Origin of the sequence: Mycobacterium decipiens (assembly GCF_963853665.1) — a bacterium.
In the GTDB taxonomy this organism is placed as follows: domain Bacteria; phylum Actinomycetota; class Actinomycetes; order Mycobacteriales; family Mycobacteriaceae; genus Mycobacterium; species Mycobacterium decipiens.
Genome location: NZ_OY970459.1, coordinates 4172949 through 4193288, shown reverse-complemented (window position 1 = coordinate 4193288; position 20340 = coordinate 4172949). Strand labels below are relative to the sequence as shown.

The following is a 20340-nucleotide window of genomic DNA, read 5'->3' as shown; positions in this document are numbered from 1 at the left end:
ACCCTATTGTGTGCGCGTGAGCTCCGACCGCCCAGTCAGACGGGAAGCGCCGCCCGCTCCGGAACCCCTGGCGCCGTTGATCGATGCCCACACCCACCTCGACGCGTGCGGCGCCGCCGATGCCGATGGGGTGCGAGCCATCGTCGACCGCGCCGCGGCGGTCGGGGTGAGGGCCGTGGTCACCATCGCCGACGATCTGGATTCGGCGCGCTGGGTTACCCGTGCCGCCGAGTGGGATCGGCGGGTCTATGCCGCGGTGGCATTGCACCCAACCCGCGCGGATGCGCTCACCGACGGTGCCCGTGCCGAACTCGAGCGATTGGCGGCCCATCCGCGGGTGGTGGCCATCGGTGAGACCGGAGTGGATAGGTATTGGCCCGGTCGCCTTCAGGGCTGTGCGGACCCCGACGTCCAGCGGGAGGCCTTTGCGTGGCATATAGACCTGGCCAAGCGGACCGGCAAACCGTTGATGATCCACAATCGTCAGGCCGACCATGATGTGCTCGACGTGCTGCGGGCCGAGGGCGCGCCCGACACCGTGATCTTTCACTGCTTCTCGTCGGACACGGCGATGGCCCGCGCGTGTGTGGACGCCGGATGGCTGCTGAGCCTGTCCGGGACCGTGAGCTTCCGTAACGCCCGTGACCTACGCGAGGCCGTTGCGCTGGTGGGGGTGGACGAGCTGCTGGTAGAAACCGACGCACCCTTTTTGACCCCGCATCCCTACCGGGGCCTAGCGAACGAACCCTACTGCCTGCCGTATACTGTGCGGGCGCTGGCTGAACTGGTCAATCGCCGCCCCGACGAAGTGGCGCGAATCACCACGAGCAACGCTAGCCGGGCCTACCGGCTGGGGCAGGTTCCTGAGTGAGTGCTCCGAACTGCCTATAACATCCTTGTGTCGGAGTTGCTCAACATTGGCCAGTTCGTTACCGTCTTGTGATCGAACGGGTGGGCAGCTATTTTCGGCGGGCCCATTTTGCATTTTCTGTTTGCTGTGAAGGTCGTTGAGTGTTGCCGAGGTCGGGGATATAGCGCGTTGACATTACTTGCCAAACTTCATCAGACCCAATCACCGATGTTGCGCCTCGTAGTGGGCGCCCTGCTGCTGGCAGTGGCGTTCGCCGGTGGCTATGCGGTCGCCGCAAGCAAAACGGTGACGTTGACCGTCGACGGAACCGCTATGCGGGTGACGACGATGAAGTCGCGGGTGATCGACATCGTCCAGGAGAACGGGTTCTCCGTCGACGAGCGCGATGACCTGTATCCGGCCGCTGATGTGCAGGTCCATGACGCCGACAACATCGTGTTGCGGCGCAGCCGTCCGCTGCAGATCTCGCTGGACGGTCACGACACCAGTCAGGTGTGGACGACGGCCTCGACGGTGGACGAGGCGCTGGCCCAACTTGCGATGACCGACACCGCACCCGCCGCGGCTTCTCGCGCCAGCCGCGTCCCGCTGTCCGGCATGGCGTTGCCGGTCGTCAGCGCCAAGACGGTGGAACTCAACGACGGCGGGGTGGTGCGCACGGTTCACCTGCCGGCGCCGAACGTGGCAGGGCTGCTGAACGCCGCCGGCGTGCCGCTGTTGCAAAGCGACCAGGTGGTGCCCAGCGCGACGGCCCCGATCGTCGACGGCATGCAGATCCAGGTGACCCGTAACCGGATCACGAAGGTCACCGAGCGGCTGCCGCTGCCGCCCAACGCGCGTCGCATCGAGGACCCGGAGATGAACATGAGCCGGGAGGTCGTCGAAGACCCGGGTATCCCGGGGACCCAGGATGTGACGTTCGCGGTGGCCCAGGTCAACGGCGTCGAGACCGGTCGTTTGCCGGTCGCCAACATCGTGGTGACCCCAGCCCGCGAAGCGGTGGTGCGGGTGGGCACCAAGCCTGGCACCGACGTCCCAGTGGTGATCGACGGCAACATCTGGGACGCGATCGCGGGCTGTGAGGCCGGCGGAAACTGGGCGATCAACACCGGCAACGGGTATTACGGGGGTGTGCAGTTCGACCAGGGCACCTGGGAGGCCAACGGTGGGCTTCGGTATGCGGCCCGCGCCGACCTCGCCACCCGCGAAGAGCAGATTGCCGTCGCCGAGGTGACCCGGCAGCGTCAAGGTTGGGGCGCCTGGCCGGTGTGCGCCGGACGAGCGGGTGCACGCTGACCATCCGGCTCCTCGGGCGCACCGAGATCAGGCAGCTAGCCAAAGAGCTCGACTTTCGGCCGCGGAAATCTCTCGGGCAGAATTTCGTCCACGACGCCAACACGGTGCGGCGCGTGGTTACGGCTTCCGGGGTCAGCCGATCCGACCTGGTTCTGGAGGTCGGGCCGGGTCTGGGATCGCTGACCCTGGCACTGCTGGACCGCGGCGCGACCGTCACCGCGGTCGAGATCGATCCGCTGCTGGCCGGCCGGCTGCCGCAGACCGTGGCGGAGCACTCACACAGCGAGATCAACCGGCTGACGGTGGTCAATCACGACGTCCTGGCCCTGCGCCGGGAGGAATTGGCCGCCGAGCCGACCGCGGTGGTTGCCAATCTGCCGTACAACGTCGCGGTTCCCGCGTTGTTGCACCTACTTGCCGAGTTTCCGTCGATCCGCGTCGTGACGGTGATGGTGCAGGCCGAGGTCGCCGAACGGCTTGCCGCCGAGCCAGGTGGCAAGGACTACGGTGTGCCCAGCGTCAAGCTGCGCTTCTTCGGGCGGGTTCGTCGCTGCGGCATGGTGTCGCCGACGGTTTTCTGGCCCATTCCGCGGGTCTACTCCGGGCTGGTACGCATCGATCGGTACGAGACCGCTCCGTGGCCCACCGACGACGCCTTCCGGCAGCGGGTATTCGAACTGGTCGACATCGCGTTCGCGCAGCGGCGCAAGACGTCTCGCAACGCGTTTGTCCAGTGGGCGGGCTCGGGAAACGAGTCGGCGAATCGATTGCTGGCGGCCAGTATCGACCCCGCCCGTCGCGGTGAGACGCTGTCCATCGAGGACTTCGTGCGACTGCTGCGACGATCCGGCGGCTCCGACGACGCCGCCGGCCGGGACGCCACGTTGGGCAATGTTTCGGGGCACGCATCGGCGAGCTGACCGGTAATCGGGACGCCGTCCGTGTGTGGTTGGTCGGCCACAGCGATAGTCTGCTGCGGTGTCCGCATCTGATGGCAACACCGCTGAACTGTGGGTGCCTACCGGGTCGGTCACCGTTCACGTGCCCGGAAAGGTCAACCTCTATCTGGCGGTCGGTGATCGCCGCGAGGACGGATATCACGAGCTGACCACGGTGTTTCATGCTGTCTCGTTGGTCGACGAGGTGACCGTACGCAACGCCGATGTGCTCTCACTCGAGTTGGTCGGCGAGGGGGCCGACGAGTTGCCCACCGACGAACGCAATCTCGCTTGGCGGGCGGCCGAACTGATGGCCGAACACGTCGGCCGGGCGCCGGACGTGTCGATCATGATCGACAAATCGATTCCGGTTGCCGGCGGCATGGCGGGTGGCAGCGCGGACGCGGCGGCGGTCCTGGTAGCGATGAACTCGCTGTGGGAACTCAATGTGCCGAGGCGCGACCTGCGCATGCTCGCTGCGCGGCTGGGCAGCGATGTGCCGTTCGCATTGCATGGTGGTACCGCGCTGGGGACCGGTCGTGGGGAGGAGCTGGCCACCGTGTTGTCCCGGAACACCTTCCACTGGGTGCTGGCGTTCGCCGACAGTGGGCTGCCCACCGCCGTGGTGTACACCGAGCTCGACCGGCTCAGGGAGGTGGGAGATCCACCCCGGCTTGGTGAACCCGGACCGGTGCTGGCGGCCCTGGCCGCGGGTGATCCGGATCGGCTGGCGCCGCTACTGGGCAATGAAATGCAGGCGGCGGCGGTGAGCCTGGACCCGGCGCTGCGGCGTGCGTTGCGCGCCGGTGTGGAGGCCGGTGCGCTGGCGGGCATCGTGTCCGGATCGGGTCCCACGTGCGCCTTCCTGTGCGCCTCGGCGACCTCGGCGATCGACGTCGGCGCGCAGCTGTCCGGGGCGGGCGTCTGCCGCACCGTGCGGGTCGCCAGCGGACCGGTACCCGGGGCCCGCGTCGTCCCGGCGCCTGCAACGCCCCCGTCAGGCGGGTGATCCTCGGTCACCCGGGTGTGACATCAGCCTCAAATCGCGTCACCGTTTGGCAGCTACTTAAGAGATGCCTAAGATAATTCGCGGTGACGACCAGCGATGAGCAAGAGCACGCGATTCCCTCGTCCGCCGGACATCCCGGTGGGCGACCGAGGAATCCCAACGTCGAGCTGGGGCTCGCCGATCCCACGACCCGACGCGGTGTGGCCGGTTCATTGCTGATTCGAGACCTATCCGCTCCCCAACTGTGTGCGCGTGCCTGCCGTGATGTGGTGTTGCGCAGGCGGAACATGAGAGCCCGGACCTTGGGGAAAGCACCGAAGCCGAGGAGGATTTCGTGAGCAGGTTTACCGAGAAAATGTTCCGGAATGCTCGCGAGAGCGCCAAGGGCATGGTCACGGGAGAGCCGCACGCCCCGGTCCGGCACACCTGGGGCGAGGTGCATGAACGGGCACGCCGGATTGCCGGGGGGCTGGTCGCTGCCGGCGTGGGCCACGGCGACGCGGTCGGCGTGCTGGCCGGAGCGCCGGTGGAGATCGCGCCGGTCGCCCAGGGCCTGTGGATTCGCGGCGCCAGCCTGACCATGCTGCATCAGCCCACGCCGCGCACCGACCTGCAGTTGTGGGCCGAGGACACCACGACCGTCATCGAGATGATCGAGGCGAAGGCGGTCGTCGTCTCCGATCCGTTCCTGGCGGCGGCCCCGGTGCTCGAGGAGCGCGGCATCAAGGTGGTGACCGTCGAGCAGCTGCTGGCGTCGGATCCGATCGACCCCGTCGAGACCGGTGAGGACGATCTGGCGCTGATGCAGTTGACGTCCGGTTCGACCGGGTCGCCTAAGGCCGTTCAAATCACCCACCGCAACCTGTTCGCCAATCTCGAGGCGATGTACATCAGCGCCGAGTACGACGAGCACACCGACGTGATGGTCAGCTGGCTGCCGCTGTTCCACGACATGGGCATGATTGGCTTCCTGACGGTGCCGATGTATTTCGGCGGCGAGCTGGTCAAGGTCACCCCGATGGACTTCATGCGGGACACGCTGCTGTGGGCCAAGCTGATCGACAAATACCAAGGCACCATGACGGCCGCGCCCAATTTCGCCTACTCGTTGTTCGCCAAGCGCCTGCGCAAGCAGGCTAAGCCCGGCCAGTTCGACCTATCCACCTTGCGTTTCGCGCTGTCCGGTGCGGAGCCCGTGGAGCCGGCCGACGTCGAGGATCTCTGCGATGCCGGCGCGCCGTTCGGGCTCAAGCCGCAGGCGATCCTGCCGGCCTACGGCATGGCCGAGATAACCCTCGCGGTGGCGTTCTCCGAATGTGGTGCCGGCCTGGTGGTCGACGAGGTAGACGCCGACCTGCTGGCCGCCCTGCGCCGTGCGGTGCCGGCCAGCAAAGGCAACATCCGTCGGCTGGCCTCGCTTGGGCCGCTGTTGCACGGCATCGAAGCGCGCATCGTCGACGAGGACGGCAACATATTGCCGACCAGGGGTGTCGGGGTGATCGAGCTGCGCGGCGAGTCGGTCACGCCGGGCTACATCACGATGGGCGGCTTCATTCCGGCCCAGGATGACCACGGCTGGTACGACACCGGTGATCTCGGCTATCGGATGGACAACGGGCACGTCGTGGTGTGTGGCCGGGTCAAGGACGTCATCATCATGGCCGGCCGGAACATCTACCCGACCGATATCGAGCGGGCGGCAGGCCGCGTCGAAGGCGTCCGTCCGGGTTGTGCGGTGGCGGTGCGCATCGACGCCGGACATTCGCGTGAGACGTTCGCCGTCGCTGTCGAGTCGAACGCCTACGAGGATCCCGCCGAGGTGCGCCGCATCGAGCACCAGGTGGCCCACGAGGTGGTCGCCGAGGTTGACGTGCGGCCCCGCAACGTCGTCGTGCTCGGTCCGGGGACCATCCCGAAAACACCGTCGGGCAAACTGCGGCGGGCGAACTCCGTCACCCTGGTCAGCTAGGTATTTCGCCGCGGGTCCGCCGCGAGCGCGCCCAGATTGCCACGGTTTGCGGCGTGTCGGCATACAGACACGCGCCCTCGCGGCCCGGGCGGGGACTACCAGGCGTGGACCCGGTTCTGCGCGGGCTCCAGTCCCAGTTCGACGAGCATTTCTGTGGCATCGGCGGCCTGCTCACAGATCGTGGGAACCTCGGCTCGCTCGGCTGCGGTGAAGTTCTCCAACACGAACGCCGCGGGGTCTTTGCGTCCGGGCGGGCGACCGATCCCGATCCGGACCCGCTGAAAGTCCTTGGTACCCAGCGAGGCTGCCACCGAGCGCACCCCGTTGTGGCCTCCTTCGCCCCCGCCCAGCTTGAGCCGGATGCGACCAAACTCGAGGTCCAGCTCGTCGTGGATGACGACGATGTCGGCCGGCGGCACCGAGTAGAACTTCGCCAGCGGCCCCACCTGGCGCCCGGATTCGTTCATATAGCAGCGCGGCTTGGCGAGCAGCACCGAACGCCCGGCCAACCGGCCAGTGATGATTTCGGCGCCGGACCGCTTGTGCGCCTTGAATTTCGAGCCAAGCCGCGCGGCGAGCAGGTCGGCAACCATGAACCCGAGATTGTGCCGGGTACGCGCGTAGCCTTCTCCCGGGTTGCCCAGGCCGACCAGCAGAAGCGGTTCGGCCACGTCGCGTGCCGCCTACTCGGCCTCGTCCGCGGCCGCGGCTTCGCCGGCTGCTGCGGCTTCTTCGGGTGCGGCGGCCCCTTCCGCTTCTTCGGCCTCGGCTTCCTCGCCCTCGAGCTCTTCGGCGGTCGGCGCGTTCACCACGTTGACCACCAGCAAGTCCGGGTCGGAAATCAGGTTGACACCCGCCGGCAGAGTGATTTGACCGGCGGTGAACTGGGTGCCCGGCTCGGCGCCCGCAATGGACACGGTCAACTGCTCGGGAATCGACAGCGCCTCGGCCTCGATCTCGATGCTGTTGGTCTCCTGGGTGACCAGGGTGTCGGGTCCGGCCTCGCCGTCGACCACCACGTTGACCTCGACGACGACCTTCTCGCCGCGACGGATGACCAGGAGGTCGGCGTGCTGGATGGTGCGGCGGATCGGATGGATGTGGAGTGCCTTGGTCAGTGCCAGCTGTTCTTCACCGGCGATGTCCAGGGTCAGCACCGCGTTGGTGCCGGAATGCCGCAGCACGGCCGCGTAGTCGTGTCCGGGCAGCTCCAGGTGCTGTGGATCGGCACCGTGGCCGTACAGGACGGCAGGAATCTTGCCCTCGCGCCGGGCCCGCCGAGACGCGCCCTTACCGGTCTCGGCACGCACCGTGACCTTGAGCTGGTTGCTCGCCGAACCTGAAGACCCTGCAGACTTAGCCATGTGTCGCTCCTGTGTGCTTCCTACCTCGTTGGGGGCACGGCCAGGATCGCGACAGCGAAGTCGGTCTCCGTCGATAACGGTGCGCTGGAAGTCTCTGGAAGCGTGTCGAGACGGTCAGCCACCCTCGCCGTGACGCCCGGACAGGGTAGCGCATGTGCACCTCGGAGGGGAAATCGGGCAGTTTGGCGCTCGTCCCAACGCACGCCGAAGCACCGGCGCAACGGACGATAAGCGGTCGAAATCTGTTGCTGCCGTGTTCTTCTCGGCCTATTCCAGCGCCGGCCTCGGCGCCCGCGTTACGGCCTTGCGGGGCGGCAGTGGACGTTTAGCCGAACGAGATGGTGCCAGAACAACCTACCGAGCCGTCGCTTTCACCTACGTAACCGTAGTAATGCGCAACATTTGACACCAACAATGATTCGTGGATCATTTGTTCTCATACATGGCAATTCGTAGGTGGTCCGGAGGAGCGTGAGTAGTGACGCTGCGAGTCGTTCCGGAAGGTTTGGCGGCGGCCGGCGTCGCTGGTTCGGTGCTGCACGCCCCGTGCATATATCTCCTGCCAATGAAACAGCAAAATTCTTCAACGTGGAAGCTGGGCTGAATGACGTATCTCCGGTTGCGGATTGAGAGGTTCTTCTGTGTTGCGAGTGCAATTATTTCGGCGGGTGGGGATTGGTCTTATCGACGGGGATGATCTGCAATATATTTCTGCGCCCAAGGTTCAAACCGTCCTGGTAACGCTCGCGGCGATGGTTGACAAGCCGGTATCGGTTGGCAGGTTAGCGCTGGAAATTTGGAATGAATCCCCGCCGAGACTGCAAAATGCGGGGATGCATGTTTATGTATCACAATTGAGGAAGGCGATAAGGTCAATCGGATCCGTACCGGATCCGATTGTAACTACGTCTAACGGATATGCGCTGCAGGGTGCACAATTGAAGATTGATCTGGTGGACTTCAAGTCCCGCCTCAAGAACGCGCGAGCCTTGGAGCGGGAAGGGAATTATCAAGACGCGATTCCGGTGCTATATCATTTGCTCGAGATGTCGGAAGAACTGCAACGTCCAGCGCATTTCAATGGGCCCATCCTGCATGGTTTGTATACGTGGATCGCGGAGAGTCGACATGGTTGCAAAGCAAGTTTGATCAGGTCTTTGACGGCGGTTGGCGAGCATCGAGCCGTCATCGCTCATCTTCCGAATTTTATACGGGAGCATCCATTGCACGAGCCCTTCTATGGGCAGTTGATGCTGGCGTACTATCGGGTCGGGCGTCGGGCCGATGCGCTAAGAACATTTAGAATTCTGCAACACCGTCTTAGAGATGAACTTGGCTTGGATCCATGTACCAAACTGCAAGAACTGTACCGGTCGATACTGCTTTCCGATTCGTCGCTCCTATCGGCATAACGTTCGATTCCTAGCCGTCCCCGCCGGAAACCGCTACCGGCCGCAGAGCATGCTCGCCATCGTGCACAGGGCCCACGCCTGCATTTGTGCCGCGTGCGCCGGCGCGCCGTGCACATCGGGGTACTCGACCAGCCGCAGGTCGCGGGCATGGCTCTGCAGGAAGGCGGGTTCGCCGGGCGGAATGATCTCGTCTCGGCCGCACGCGACGTAGCCGAGTGGCACAGTCAGGGCGGCGATCTCGTGCGCGCTCAATGCCCAGCGGCTGAGCTGCGCGGGCAGGTCGGGCCGGGCAATCCCGGTCACGTGGCTCAATGTGTCCACGGTGACGTCCGGCAGACTCGACCACCACCGCGCGTCGCAGAAGAAGTCGTGCACCGGTGCGCCGACCGTCACGATGCCACGGATACGGTGGTCGGCCAGTGCCGCTCGCATCGCGAGGTGTCCACTGAAGCTCAACGTCATCAGATACGTCAACTCGACGTTCGCCAGTTTGGTCACCGCGTCGAGCACGCTGGAGAACAGCTGGTGGCTGTCCGCGTGATAGTGCAGTCGGCTCTCGCCGACACCGGGTAGTTCGGTGGCAATCGCGGCGACTCCGAGCCCGCGCAGGTGCGGCAGCAGCGGCGCCCACTGCTCCTTGATGCTGGCGATGCCGCCGGTGAAGATTATCAACGGTTTGCGGTCGGTGCTGGAAAGCCCAGTCGCCCAACAACTGACGGTTCCCTCGGGCGTGTCGATGTCGAGCCGTTCGAGATCGGACGTGATCAGGCGCCATCGGTCGAAGACGCGCACACAGCCCGCCATCGCTTCGGCGCGAGCCGGTCCGTCTATGTAGGGAAGGCGGGCGAGATTGTAGTAGTGGCAGGCTTCCAGCAGCCGCTCATCGGCTTCCAATTGCTCTGCGGCGTTGATCCATTCGCGCGTCCACGAGCCGGCAGCGCCGTCCGTGTCGCAGGTGATGCGGTCAAGCACGGCCGAATACTGTCGAAGCGGGACGTCAGGGGCACGGCCGTGGGACATGGCGAATCGTTTGAGTTCGCCGATGTCGTTCACGGCGACACCTCACCGAGGGATATGGTGGTTCTACGAATGGTGGTCTGAGGTCCGGACATCTGGCATTTACACAATCTCTTCCGAAGGCATTTGCTGGTACTTCGATTGTCCGGATCGTCCTAAAGTAACGCTTAAACACGACTTACGGCTGATGTGACCCGATACGCCGTTGGCGCTTTATCTATGGCGTCAGCGGTGGCGTTGGAATGCTCCCGTCTTCGAATCTAATGTGGAGCTGAAGTCGCACTAAAATTCTGGCGGCTCAGTCGGCATTCACGCCCTTGCCGCGACGACAAATCCGTGGATGATCGCCTCGATGTCGGAAGCCTGCTCGACGGCCTCGTTGGCCAGACTCGTGATGGTGAGCTGAACCAGGTAGCTCTGGTCGGCGGGCGGTGAACCGGTGGCGAAGACGATCCGGTTCCAGGCATGCAGCCGTCTGCCCTGCAGATCGTAACTGCCCTGAATCATCGACGACGGAAACCCGTTGAAATCTGCTGTCGAGGCTTCCAATTCGGTGAAGTTCTTCGACAGCCGGGCATCTGCAGTGCCATGTTTGAGCGCTTCGGCGACATCGAAATCCCCGCGTAGCCTGAACACCATCAGCATCGCCGTAGGAAAGCTTTCGCCCTTGGCGATCACTTCCGTATTCGGCGGGATGTTCGGACTCTTCAGGGATGCCCACCCCGGTGGTGTCGGGATGGACACGGTCAGGTCGGTCAGGCTGTTCGGCGCCACCGGCTCTCCGGTGACGCCGACGCCTTCCAGGTACTTCCACAGGGGAACAGGCACTTCCGTCGTGGTTGGGGGCGCGCTGATTGTCGAACTGGTAGACAAGATCGACTGGAAGTCGGGGGATTTCGGTCCGCAGGCGACCATTGACGCGGCCAGCGTGGCTACCCCGAACGCGACCGCGAGGGGTCTCACAGAATCTCGCGGACAGCGTCGAGGGGCCGAGCCAGCCGGGTGCCCTTCGGCGTGATGACAAACGGACGTTCGATCAGGATGGGGTGTTCGGCCATGGCGTCGAGCAACTCGTCATCGGTCGCGTCGGCGAGGTTGAGCTCTGAATAGAGGGATTCGCGCTTGCGCACCGCGGTGTGCACGTCGATCCCAGCGTCGCTGATCATGCGTACCAACTCGGCTCGGGATGGCGGCGTTTTCAGGTACTGGATAACAATGGGCTCAAATCCGCTGTCCCGCAACAAGTCCAGCGTCTTGCGAGATGTGCTGCATTTGGGGTTGTGGTAGATGACAGTGTCCTTAGTGCCGGCTGCCATCTAGGCGTCTCCGTCGAACAATCCTGTGACTGAGCCGTTCTCGAAGACAGCCCGGATTGTGCTGGCCAGCAGCGGTGCGATGGACAAAACGGTGAGCTGAGAGAAGCGCTTGTCTTCGCCGATCGGCAGCGTGTTCGTGACGATCACTTCCCGCGCGCCGCAGCCGGCCAGTCGCTGGGCGGCCGGGTCGGACAGCACACCGTGGGTTGCCGCGATGATCACGTCACCGGCGCCGTCGTCGTGCAGCAATTCCACCGCACCGGCGATGGTGCCGCCGGTGTCGATCATGTCGTCGATCAGGACACAGGTGCGCCCGGCCACGTCGCCGACGACGCGGTTGGACACCACCTGGTTGGGCACGCGCGGGTCGCGGGTCTTGTGGATGAAGGCAAGGGGGACGCCACCCAAAGCGTCGGCCCACTTCTCCGCGACGCGCACCCGGCCAGAGTCGGGGGAGACGACCACCATGTTGCCGTTCGGGTAGTTGTCCCTGATATATCCGGTCAGCAGGTTCTGACCGCGCATATGGTCGACGGGCCCGTCGAAGAAACCCTGGATCTGGTCGGTGTGCAGGTCGACCGTCACGATCCGGTCGGCGCCCGCGGTCTTGAGCAGGTCGGCGACCAACCGCGCGGAGATCGGTTCGCGGCCGCGGTGCTTCTTGTCCTGCCGGGCGTAGGGGTAGAACGGCATGACGGCGGTGATCCTCTTGGCGCTGCCCCGCTTGAGGGCGTCGATCATGATCAGCTGCTCCATCAGCCACCTGTTCACCGGTGCTGGGTAGGACTGCAGGACGAAGGCGTCGCAGCCGCGCACCGACTCGTGGAAGCGCACGAAGATCTCGCCATTGGCGAACTCCCGCGCCGTCTGCGCGGTGACGTGGACGTCGAGTTCTTTGGCTACCTGTTCGGCCAGCTCCGGATGGGCACGGCCGGCGAACAGCATCAGGTTCTTGCGATTATCGGTCCAGTCGTGGCTCAACGCGCTGTCCTCGCCGTTCGGGATCGAATTGGATTACCCATCGTACGTAGCGAAGCGCTTGGATTTTTCGCCGGGTAGCCGGGATGCGAATTCACGGTGTCTGATCGGTGTCGGGTTTCCGTGTGGCCCGCTGGGACGCCATTTCCGCGGCTCGTTCGGCGGCCTGAGCCGCTGCGCTGCCCGGCCGTTTGCGTTGCACCCAGTTCTCGATGTTGCGTTGCGGGCCCGCGGACACCGCCAGCGCCCCGGGCGGCACATCCGCACGCACCACGGTGCCCGCACCGGTGTAGGCACCGTCGCCGACGGTCACCGGCGCCACGAACATGGTGTCCGATCCGGTGCGAACGTGCGAGCCGATGGTGGTTCGTCGCTTGGACATGCCGTCGTAGTTGACGAACACACTGGAGGCGCCGATATTGCTGTGCTCGCCGATGTCGGCGTCGCCGACGTAGGTCAGATGCGGCACCTTGGTGCCGGTGCCGATGGTGGAGTTCTTGGTCTCGACGAAGGCGCCGAGTTTGCCGTCGGCTCCCAGCACGGTGCCGGCCCGCAGGTAGGTGTACGGGCCGACGACGGCGCCGGCACCGATCTCCGACGAGCTGCCGTGGGTGCGCACCACCGAAGCGCTGTCACCGACTATGACGTCGGCCAGCGTGGTGTCCGGGCCGATGACACAGTGGCCGCCGATCCGGGTGCGGCCCAGCAACTGGGTACCGGGATTCACGACGGTGTCGCGGCCGATCGTGACGTCGACGTCGATCCAGGTGGTCGCGGGGTCAACGACGGTGACGCCGGCCAATTGGTGGGCGGCCACTATCCGGCGGTTGAGCTCGGCCCCCAGCTGGGCCAGCTGGACACGATTGTTGACGCCGGCCACCAGCGCGCTGTCGTCGATGTGGCGGGCATGTACGGTCTGGCCGTCGGAGCGCAGGATGGAGATGACGTCGGTGAGATAGAGCTCCTGTTGGGCATTGTTGGAGCTCAGCCGGCTCAGTGCCGAGCGCAGTGCGGCGATGTCGAAGGCGTAAACGCCGGCGTTGACCTCGCGGATTCCACGCTGCGAGTGCGTCGCGTCGGTTTGCTCCACGATCGCCATCACTTCGTGGTCCTGGGTGCGCAGGATGCGGCCGTAGCCGAAGGGATCGTGCAGCGTCGTGGTCAGCACCGTCACCGCGGCCGACACCGCGCTGTGGGTGGCGACCAAGTCGGCCAGCGTGTCGGCGTCGAGCAGTGGGGTATCGCCGGAGGTGACCACGACATTGCCGGCGTAATCCGCGGGCAGCGCGGACAGTCCGCAGAGCACCGCATGTCCGGTGCCCAGCGGTCGATCCTGCAGGGCGACGTCGATCGTTCGGCCCAGGGTGTCGGCAAGCTCGCCGACCAGCGGGGCGATGCGCTGGTGATCGTGGCCCAACACCACGATCAGATGCTGGGGCGCCAGCTTGGTGATCGCGTGCAGCGAATGCGACAGCATGGTGCGGCCGGCAAGTGTGTGCAGCACTTTGGGGGTGTCCGACCGCATCCGGGTGCCGGGCCCGGCCGCGAGAACCAGGACCGCGGTGTCACCACGAATCGTCATCAACTCTCCTTCGTTGCATTCTTCCCCCGCGAGCCGGTGGGGCAGCGCGCTGACACGCCCGTCCAGGGTGTCATTTCACGCGCACTCGAGGCAAAAGCTCCTTGTCGGCGTCCGAATGGGTGAGCCCGGGACAGGAAGCTCCGTCGCCAGGACTCGAACCTGAACTATCTGAACCAAAATCAGAGGTGCTGCCGATTACACCACGACGGATCGCGTATCGATGTGACTTTAGACGGTGTCAACGCCGTCATCACACTCAACGCTGTCGCCGCACACTCAGCGAGCTCCGCGCAAACCGATACCCTTGTTGATGTGGCTGAGCCGGGTAAAGCGTCGGAGAAGGAGACGCGGGTGCCGCGCGCCAGGATGACCGGTAGCGAGCGCCGTCGCCAGCTCATCGGCATCGCGCGAACGCTGTTTGCCGAACGCGGTTACGACGGGACGTCGATCGAGGAGATCGCGCAGCGTGCCAACGTGTCCAAACCGGTGGTCTACGAGCACTTTGGTGGCAAGGAGGGCCTGTACGCCGTGGTGGTGGACCGGGAGATGTCGGCCCTGTTGGACGGGATCACCTCGTCGCTGACCAACAACAGGTCCCGGGTGCGTGTCGAGCGGGTCGCGCTGGCGTTGCTGACCTACGTCGAGGAACGCACCGACGGCTTCCGCATCATGATCCGTGACTCGCCGGCGTCGATCAGCTCGGGCACCTATTCCAGCCTGCTCAACGACGCAGTCACCCAGGTCAGCTCGATTCTGGCCGGCGACTTCGCCCGGCGCGGCCTGGATCCGGACCTGGCCCCGCTGTATGCCCAGGCGTTGGTGGGCTCGGTGTCGATGACGGCGCAATGGTGGCTCGACGCCCGGGAACCCAAGAAGGAAGTGGTCGCCGCGCACCTGGTCAACCTGGTCTGGAATGGCCTGACTCACCTGGAAGCCGATCCCCGACTGCAAGACGAATAGCAGGCGGGGCAGCCGGGCCCAGTAGAGACCAACCTCGGCGCCCTAGAATGGCCGCATCATGACCGCACCGGGGCCTGCCTGCCCAGATACCCCGATCGCGGGGCTCGTCGAATTGGCGCTGAGCGCGCCGACATTCCAGCAGCTCATCGAGCGCGCCGGGAGTCGACCCGACGAATTGACCCTAATCGGGCCGGCGAGCGCGCGGCTGTTCGTCGCCAGCGCGCTGGCTTCCCAGGGGCCATTGCTGGTGGTCACCGCCACCGGGCGGGAAGCCGACGACCTGACCGCTGAGCTGCGTGGCGTGTTGGGTGGCGCGGTCGCGTTGTTGCCGTCCTGGGAGACGCTGCCGCACGAACGGCTTTCGCCCGGCGTGGACACGGTCGGCGCCCGCCTGATGGTGCTGCGCCGGTTGGCTCATCCCGGCGATGCCCGGCTGGGCCCGCCGCTGCGGGTCGTGGTGACCTCGGTGCGCTCGCTGCTACAGCCCATGACGCCACAGCTGGGTCTGATGGAGCCCCTCACGCTCACCGTCGGCGAGGAAATCCCCTTCGAGGGCGCGGTGACCCGGTTGGTCGAGCTGGCCTACACCCGGGTGGACATGGTCGGCCGGCGCGGCGAGTTCGCCGTGCGCGGCGGGATTCTGGACATCTTTGCCCCGACGGCCGAACATCCGCTGCGGGTCGAATTCTGGGGAGACGAGATCACCGAAATGCGGATGTTCTCGGTCGCCGATCAGCGCTCCATTCCGGAGATCGACGTCGACACGCTGGTCGCCGTCGCCTGCCGTGAGCTGCTGCTCAGCGACGACGTCCGGGCGCGGGCCGCCCAGCTGACCGCGCAGTACCCCGCGACCGGGAGCACCGTCACCGGCAGCGTCTCCGACATGCTGGCCAAGCTGGCCGAGGGCATCCCGGTCGACGGCATGGAGGCGCTGTTGCCGGTGCTGCGGCCGGACGGTCACGCGCTGCTGACCGATCAGCTGCCCGACGGCACGCCGGTGTTGCTGTGTGATCCGGAGAAGGTGCGAGCCCGGGCCGCCGACCTGATCAAGACCGGCCGGGAATTCCTGGAGGCGTCCTGGTCGGTCGCGGCCATGGGCGCCGGTCCAACGAATCAGGCGCCCGTCGACGTCGAACAGCTGGGCGGATCCGGCTTCGCCGACCTCGACCAGATACAGGCCGCGGCGGCTCAGTCCGGCCATCCGTGGTGGACGTTGAGCCAGTTGTCCGACGAGTCGGCAATCGAGCTGGACATCCGGGCTGCGCCGTCGGCGCGTGGGCATCAGCAGGACATCGATGGCATATTTGCGATGCTGCGCGCACACGTCGCGACCGGCGGGTACGCCCTGGTGGTCACGCCCGGGACCGGGACCGCGCATCGCGTGGTGGAGCGACTGGCCGAATCCGATATCCCCGCCGCGATGCTGGAACCGGGCGCGGGTCCCAAGCCAGGTGTCGTCGGCGTACTCAAGGGCCCGCTGCACGACGGGGTCATCATCCCCGGCGCTGACCTCGTGATCATCACCGAGAGCGATCTCACCGGAAGCCGGGCCACGACGGCCGAAGGCAAGCGGCTGGCGGCCAAACGACGCAACACCGTCGACCCCCTGGCGCTCAGCGCCGGTGACCTGGTGGTACACGATCAGCACGGGATCGGGCGGTTCGTGGAGATGGTCGAACGCACCGTCGGCGGCGCCCGCCGCGAGTACCTGGTGCTGGAATACGCCTCAGCCAAGAAAGGGGGCGGGGGCCAAAAAAACACAGACAAGCTCTATGTTCCGATGGATTCGCTGGACCAGCTGTCCCGCTACGTCGGCGGGCAGGCGCCGGCGCTGAGCCGGCTCGGGGGCAGCGACTGGGTGAACACCAAGACCAAGGCGCGCCGAGCGGTGCGCGAGATCGCCGGGGAGCTGGTGTCGCTGTACGCCAAACGACAGGCCAGCGCCGGACATGCGTTCGGGCCGGACACCCCATGGCAGGCCGAGATGGAGGACGCCTTCGGTTTCACCGAAACCGTCGATCAGCTCACCGCGATCACCGAGGTCAAGGCCGATATGGAAAAGCCGGTGCCGATGGACCGGGTGATCTGCGGCGACGTCGGCTACGGCAAGACCGAGATCGCGGTGCGGGCGGCGTTCAAGGCGGTGCAGGACGGCAAACAGGTCGCGGTGCTGGTGCCCACCACCCTGTTGGCCGACCAGCATTTGCAAACCTTCGCGCAGCGGATGTCGGGATTTCCGGTTGTCGTCAAGGGCCTGTCCCGGTTCACCGATGTCGCGGAGTCTCGCGCCGTGGTCGATGGCCTGGCCGACGGGTCGGTGGACGTCGTGATCGGTACGCATCGGCTGTTGCAGACCGGGGTGCGCTGGAAGAACCTCGGGCTGGTCGTGGTGGACGAGGAACAGCGGTTCGGCGTCGAGCACAAGGAGCACATCAAGTCGATGCGCACCCATGTCGACGTCTTGACCATGAGCGCCACGCCGATCCCGCGCACCCTGGAGATGAGCCTGGCCGGGATTCGCGAAATGTCGACGATCCTGACGCCGCCCGAGGAGCGCTACCCGGTGCTGACCTACGTCGGCCCGCACGACGACAAGCAGATCGCTGCGGCGCTGCGCCGGGAACTGCTACGCGACGGGCAGGCCTTCTACGTGCACAACCGGGTCAGCTCCATCGACCAGGCCGCCGCGCGGGTGCGTGGCCTGATACCCGAGGCGCGGGTGGTTGTCGCCCACGGACAGATGCCAGAGGACCTGTTGGAACGCACCGTGGCGGGGTTCTGGAACCGCGAATACGACATCCTGGTGTGCACCACGATCGTGGAGACCGGCCTGGACATTTCCAACGCCAACACGCTGATCGTGGAGCGCGCCGACACGTTCGGGCTGTCCCAGCTGCACCAGCTGCGTGGCCGGGTGGGCCGCAGCCGCGAACGCGGCTACGCCTACTTCCTTTATCCACCGCAGGTGCCGCTGACCGAGACCGCCTACGACCGGCTGGCGACGATCGCGCAGAACAACGAGCTGGGTGCGGGCATGGCCGTGGCGTTGAAGGACCTCGAGATCCGCGGCGCCGGCAACGTGCTTGGCATCGAGCAGTCCGGACACGTCGCGGGCGTCGGGTTCGACCTGTACGTGCGGCTGGTCGGCGAGGCTGTAGAGGCATACCGAGCGGCCTTTCGAGCGGCATCGGACGGCACAACGGTGACCACCCCCGAGGAGCCCAAGGATGTGCGGATCGACCTGCCGGTTGACGCGCACCTGCCGCCGGACTACATCGCCAGTGATCGGCTCCGGCTGGAAGGCTACCGGCGGCTGGCCGCCGCCTCCTCCGATAGCGAGGTCGCCGCCGTTGTGGACGAACTGACCGACCGCTATGGGGCACTGCCCGAGCCGGCCCGGCGGCTGGTGGCGGTGGCCCGGCTGCGGCTGCTGTGCCGTGGCAGTGGCATCACCGAGGTGGCGGCGGCGTCGGCGGCGACCGTGCGGCTGGCGCCGCTGACGCTGCCGGATTCCGCCCAGGTGCGGTTGACGCGAATGTATCCGGGAGCGCGCTACCGCGCCACGACGGCCACCGTGCAGGTTCCCATTCCGCGAGCCGGCGGCGTCGGCGCGCCGCGTATCCGCGATGTCGAGTTGGTGCAGATGGTGGCGGATTTGGTGACGGCGCTTGCCGGGAAACCGCAGCAGGATATTGGTATAACGAACCCATAACCAACCCAATCCCGCTCGGCGATGATGGCCACGGCCGCGAAGACATCCATGACCTCGATTAAGGAGCGACAAGCGTGATGATTGTCGTCCTGGTCGACCCCCGCCGCCCGACACTGATGCCCGTCGAGGCGATCGAGTTCCTCGGCGGTGAGGTGCAATACACCGAGGAGATGCCGGTCGCGGTGCCCTGGTCGCTGCGGTCGGCGCGTTCGGCGCATAGCGGAGTCGACGCGCCGGTGTTGCTGTCGTCCGACCCCAACCACCCCGCCGTGACCGCTCGACTTGCCGCCGGAGCCCGGCTGATTGCGGCACCGGATCCCCAGCGTGGCGAACGACTGGTCGATGCGGTCGCGATGATGGACAGGCTGCGCACCGCCGGACCGTGGGAAAGCGAGCAGACCCACGACTCGCTGCGCAGATACCTGCTGGAGGAGACCTACGAGCTGTTGGACGCGGTGCACCGCGGCAACGTTGACGACCTGCGCGAAGAGCTCGGTGACCTATTGCTGCAGGTCCTCTTTCACGCCCGTATCGCTGAGGATGCGTCGCAGTTGCCCTTCACCATCGACGACGTCGCCGACACGCTGATGCGAAAGCTTGGCCATCGGGTGCCAGGAGTGCTTGCGGGCGAATCGATTTCGCTCGAAGATCAGCTAGCTCAGTGGGAGGAAGCCAAGGCGTCAGAAAGGTCGCGAAAGTCGCGGAACTCGGTACTGGACGATGTTCATACCGGCCAGCCGGCATTAGCGTTGGCGCAGAAGGTTATTCAACGTGTAGAAAGGGCTGGGCTGCCGGCTCACCTGATCCCCGATGAGATCACTTCCATTTTTGTGTCGGCCGATGGCGATCCGGAAAGCAGGCTGCGCACCGCGGTTTTGGATTTTGTGGACACTTTGCGTAGTGCCGAGAAGGTAATTGCCGCAGCGCGCCGCGGCGACAGCGTCGCCGAGGAGCTCGACGTGACTCCGCTGGGCGCGATCACGGAGCAGGAGTGGCTGGCGCACTGGCCCACGCCAGCGGCGGGGAAGGGCGCCGAAGCGCCCGAGGACGCTCACAAAGACCCACGCTGACCCCTGTGGCTCCGATCGACTCCTGGGCGTGCTGAGCCCTGTGTGCGACGGGGTGTGCCTCAGCCCATGCGACGATGATCGGGACCGAAGCCGGTATAGGGGAGAGCTGTGTCGCCGAGACGCTGGTTGCGCGCGGTCGCCGTGTTGGGGGCGACCGCGATGCTATTGGCGTCGAGTTGCACCTGGCAGCTCAGCCTTTTCATCCCCGACGGCGTGCCGCCCCCGCCGGGAGATCCGGTGCCGCCGGTGGATACCTACGCCAGCGGCCGGCCCGCTGATCAGCTGCGCGATTGGGCCGAGAAACGCTCTGCAGCATTGGGAATTCCGGTCATCGCGCTGGAAGCCTACGCCTATGCCGCCCGCGTTGCCGAGGTAGAGAACCCGAAGTGCCATCTCGCGTGGACCACCCTGGCGGGCATCGGGCAGGTGGAGAGTCACCACGGCACCTACCGGGGCGCCACGATAGCGCCCAACGGGGATGTCAATCCCCCTATTCGCGGTGTTCGCCTCGACGGCACCGGCGGCACCCTGCGCATCGTGGACAGCGACGCGGGCGATATGGACGGTGACGCCGGTGTGGAGCGTGCGATGGGGCCGATGCAGTTCATCTCCGAGACATGGCGGTTGTACGGGGTCGACGCCAACAACGACGGCGTCGCCAACGTCGACAACATCGACGATGCCGCCCTCTCGGCAGCGGGTTACTTATGTTGGCGCGGAAAGGATCTCGCAACACCGCGAGGTTGGATAACCGCGCTGCGCGCCTACAACAACTCCGGGATCTATCTGCGGGCGGTCCGGGACTGGGCGACCGCCTACGCGGCGGGTCATCCGCTGTAGAAGGAT

Annotated in this window: 17 protein-coding genes and 1 tRNA gene; 10 read left to right on the top strand and 8 right to left on the bottom strand. The window is 65.8% G+C overall.

Annotated elements, in window-relative coordinates; all coding sequences use genetic code 11:
* Positions 1–10 precede the first annotated feature (10 nt).
* The 5 genes from AADZ55_RS18505 (at position 11) to AADZ55_RS18485 (ending at position 6083) form a co-directional block, all read left to right on the top strand.
* Positions 11–871: a TatD family hydrolase gene (locus AADZ55_RS18505; RefSeq protein ID WP_207569083.1), complete on the top strand. Its 861-nt coding sequence runs from the start codon at positions 11–13 to the stop codon at positions 869–871.
* Positions 872–1039: 168 nt separating this feature from the next.
* The gene (locus tag AADZ55_RS18500; RefSeq protein ID WP_207569084.1) at positions 1040–2167 is read left to right on the top strand and encodes a resuscitation-promoting factor; all 1128 of its coding nucleotides are present in this window, start codon (positions 1040–1042) and stop codon (positions 2165–2167) included.
* The gene (rsmA, locus tag AADZ55_RS18495) at positions 2140–3087 is read left to right on the top strand and encodes a 16S rRNA (adenine(1518)-N(6)/adenine(1519)-N(6))-dimethyltransferase RsmA (RefSeq protein WP_085325111.1); all 948 of its coding nucleotides are present in this window, start codon (positions 2140–2142) and stop codon (positions 3085–3087) included. Before AADZ55_RS18500 ends, rsmA begins: the two co-directional genes overlap by 28 nt.
* A 58-nt stretch (positions 3088–3145) precedes the next feature.
* Positions 3146–4114, top strand: a complete 969-nt coding sequence (locus AADZ55_RS18490) for a 4-(cytidine 5'-diphospho)-2-C-methyl-D-erythritol kinase (RefSeq protein WP_207569085.1) — start codon at positions 3146–3148, stop codon at positions 4112–4114.
* A 334-nt stretch (positions 4115–4448) separates the two neighbouring features.
* A complete protein-coding gene (locus AADZ55_RS18485; protein WP_085325082.1) occupies positions 4449–6083 on the top strand; it encodes a fatty acyl-AMP ligase in 1635 nt (544 codons plus the stop codon).
* Between the two features lie 95 nt (positions 6084–6178).
* Here the strand turns inward: AADZ55_RS18485 and pth are convergent, their stop codons facing one another.
* Together pth and AADZ55_RS18475 are read right to left on the bottom strand one after the other, a co-directional pair.
* Positions 6179–6754: an aminoacyl-tRNA hydrolase gene (pth, locus tag AADZ55_RS18480; protein ID WP_085325083.1), complete on the bottom strand. Its 576-nt coding sequence runs from the start codon at positions 6752–6754 to the stop codon at positions 6179–6181.
* A 12-nt stretch (positions 6755–6766) separates the two neighbouring features.
* Complete coding sequence (locus AADZ55_RS18475) at positions 6767–7447, bottom strand: 50S ribosomal protein L25/general stress protein Ctc (RefSeq protein ID WP_085325084.1); 681 nt, start codon at positions 7445–7447, stop codon at positions 6767–6769.
* Between the two features lie 641 nt (positions 7448–8088).
* On the opposite strand from AADZ55_RS18475, the gene AADZ55_RS18470 reads away from it, so the two are divergent.
* A complete protein-coding gene (locus tag AADZ55_RS18470) occupies positions 8089–8859 on the top strand; it encodes an AfsR/SARP family transcriptional regulator (protein WP_133056416.1) in 771 nt (256 codons plus the stop codon).
* 33 nt (positions 8860–8892) lie between these two features.
* Here AADZ55_RS18470 and AADZ55_RS18465 read toward each other — a convergent pair whose 3' ends face one another.
* From AADZ55_RS18465 to AADZ55_RS18440, 6 genes are all read right to left on the bottom strand, one after another.
* Positions 8893–9912, bottom strand: coding sequence for an alpha/beta fold hydrolase (locus tag AADZ55_RS18465; protein ID WP_085325086.1), 1020 nt, complete (start codon positions 9910–9912; stop codon positions 8893–8895).
* A gap of 273 nt (positions 9913–10185) precedes the next feature.
* A complete protein-coding gene (locus AADZ55_RS18460; protein WP_207569088.1) occupies positions 10186–10791 on the bottom strand; it encodes an LpqN/LpqT family lipoprotein in 606 nt (201 codons plus the stop codon).
* A 44-nt stretch (positions 10792–10835) separates the two neighbouring features.
* Entirely contained in the window at positions 10836–11192 is a 357-nt protein-coding gene (gene arsC, locus AADZ55_RS18455) for an arsenate reductase (glutaredoxin) (protein WP_085325088.1), read from the bottom strand.
* Positions 11193–12173: a ribose-phosphate diphosphokinase gene (locus AADZ55_RS18450; protein WP_085325089.1), complete on the bottom strand. Its 981-nt coding sequence runs from the start codon at positions 12171–12173 to the stop codon at positions 11193–11195.
* 91 nt (positions 12174–12264) lie between these two features.
* Complete coding sequence (glmU, locus tag AADZ55_RS18445; protein ID WP_085325090.1) at positions 12265–13752, bottom strand: bifunctional UDP-N-acetylglucosamine diphosphorylase/glucosamine-1-phosphate N-acetyltransferase GlmU; 1488 nt, start codon at positions 13750–13752, stop codon at positions 12265–12267.
* 138 nt (positions 13753–13890) lie between these two features.
* A tRNA-Gln gene (locus AADZ55_RS18440) sits at positions 13891–13962 on the bottom strand.
* 156 nt (positions 13963–14118) lie between these two features.
* Here AADZ55_RS18440 and AADZ55_RS18435 point away from each other — a divergent pair.
* The 4 genes from AADZ55_RS18435 to AADZ55_RS18420 all read left to right on the top strand — a co-directional run bounded on the left by AADZ55_RS18435 (position 14119) and on the right by AADZ55_RS18420 (position 20334).
* Positions 14119–14712, top strand: coding sequence for a TetR/AcrR family transcriptional regulator (locus tag AADZ55_RS18435; RefSeq protein ID WP_085325113.1), 594 nt, complete (start codon positions 14119–14121; stop codon positions 14710–14712).
* A 58-nt stretch (positions 14713–14770) separates the two neighbouring features.
* Positions 14771–18424: a transcription-repair coupling factor gene (mfd, locus tag AADZ55_RS18430; protein WP_085325091.1), complete on the top strand. Its 3654-nt coding sequence runs from the start codon at positions 14771–14773 to the stop codon at positions 18422–18424.
* Positions 18425–18501: 77 nt separating this feature from the next.
* Positions 18502–19494, top strand: a complete 993-nt coding sequence (locus AADZ55_RS18425) for a nucleoside triphosphate pyrophosphohydrolase (protein ID WP_085325092.1) — start codon at positions 18502–18504, stop codon at positions 19492–19494.
* Positions 19495–19602: 108 nt separating this feature from the next.
* On the top strand, positions 19603–20334 hold the full coding sequence (locus AADZ55_RS18420) for a lytic transglycosylase domain-containing protein (RefSeq protein ID WP_085325093.1): 732 nt from the start codon (positions 19603–19605) through the stop codon (positions 20332–20334).
* Positions 20335–20340: the final 6 nt, after the last annotated feature.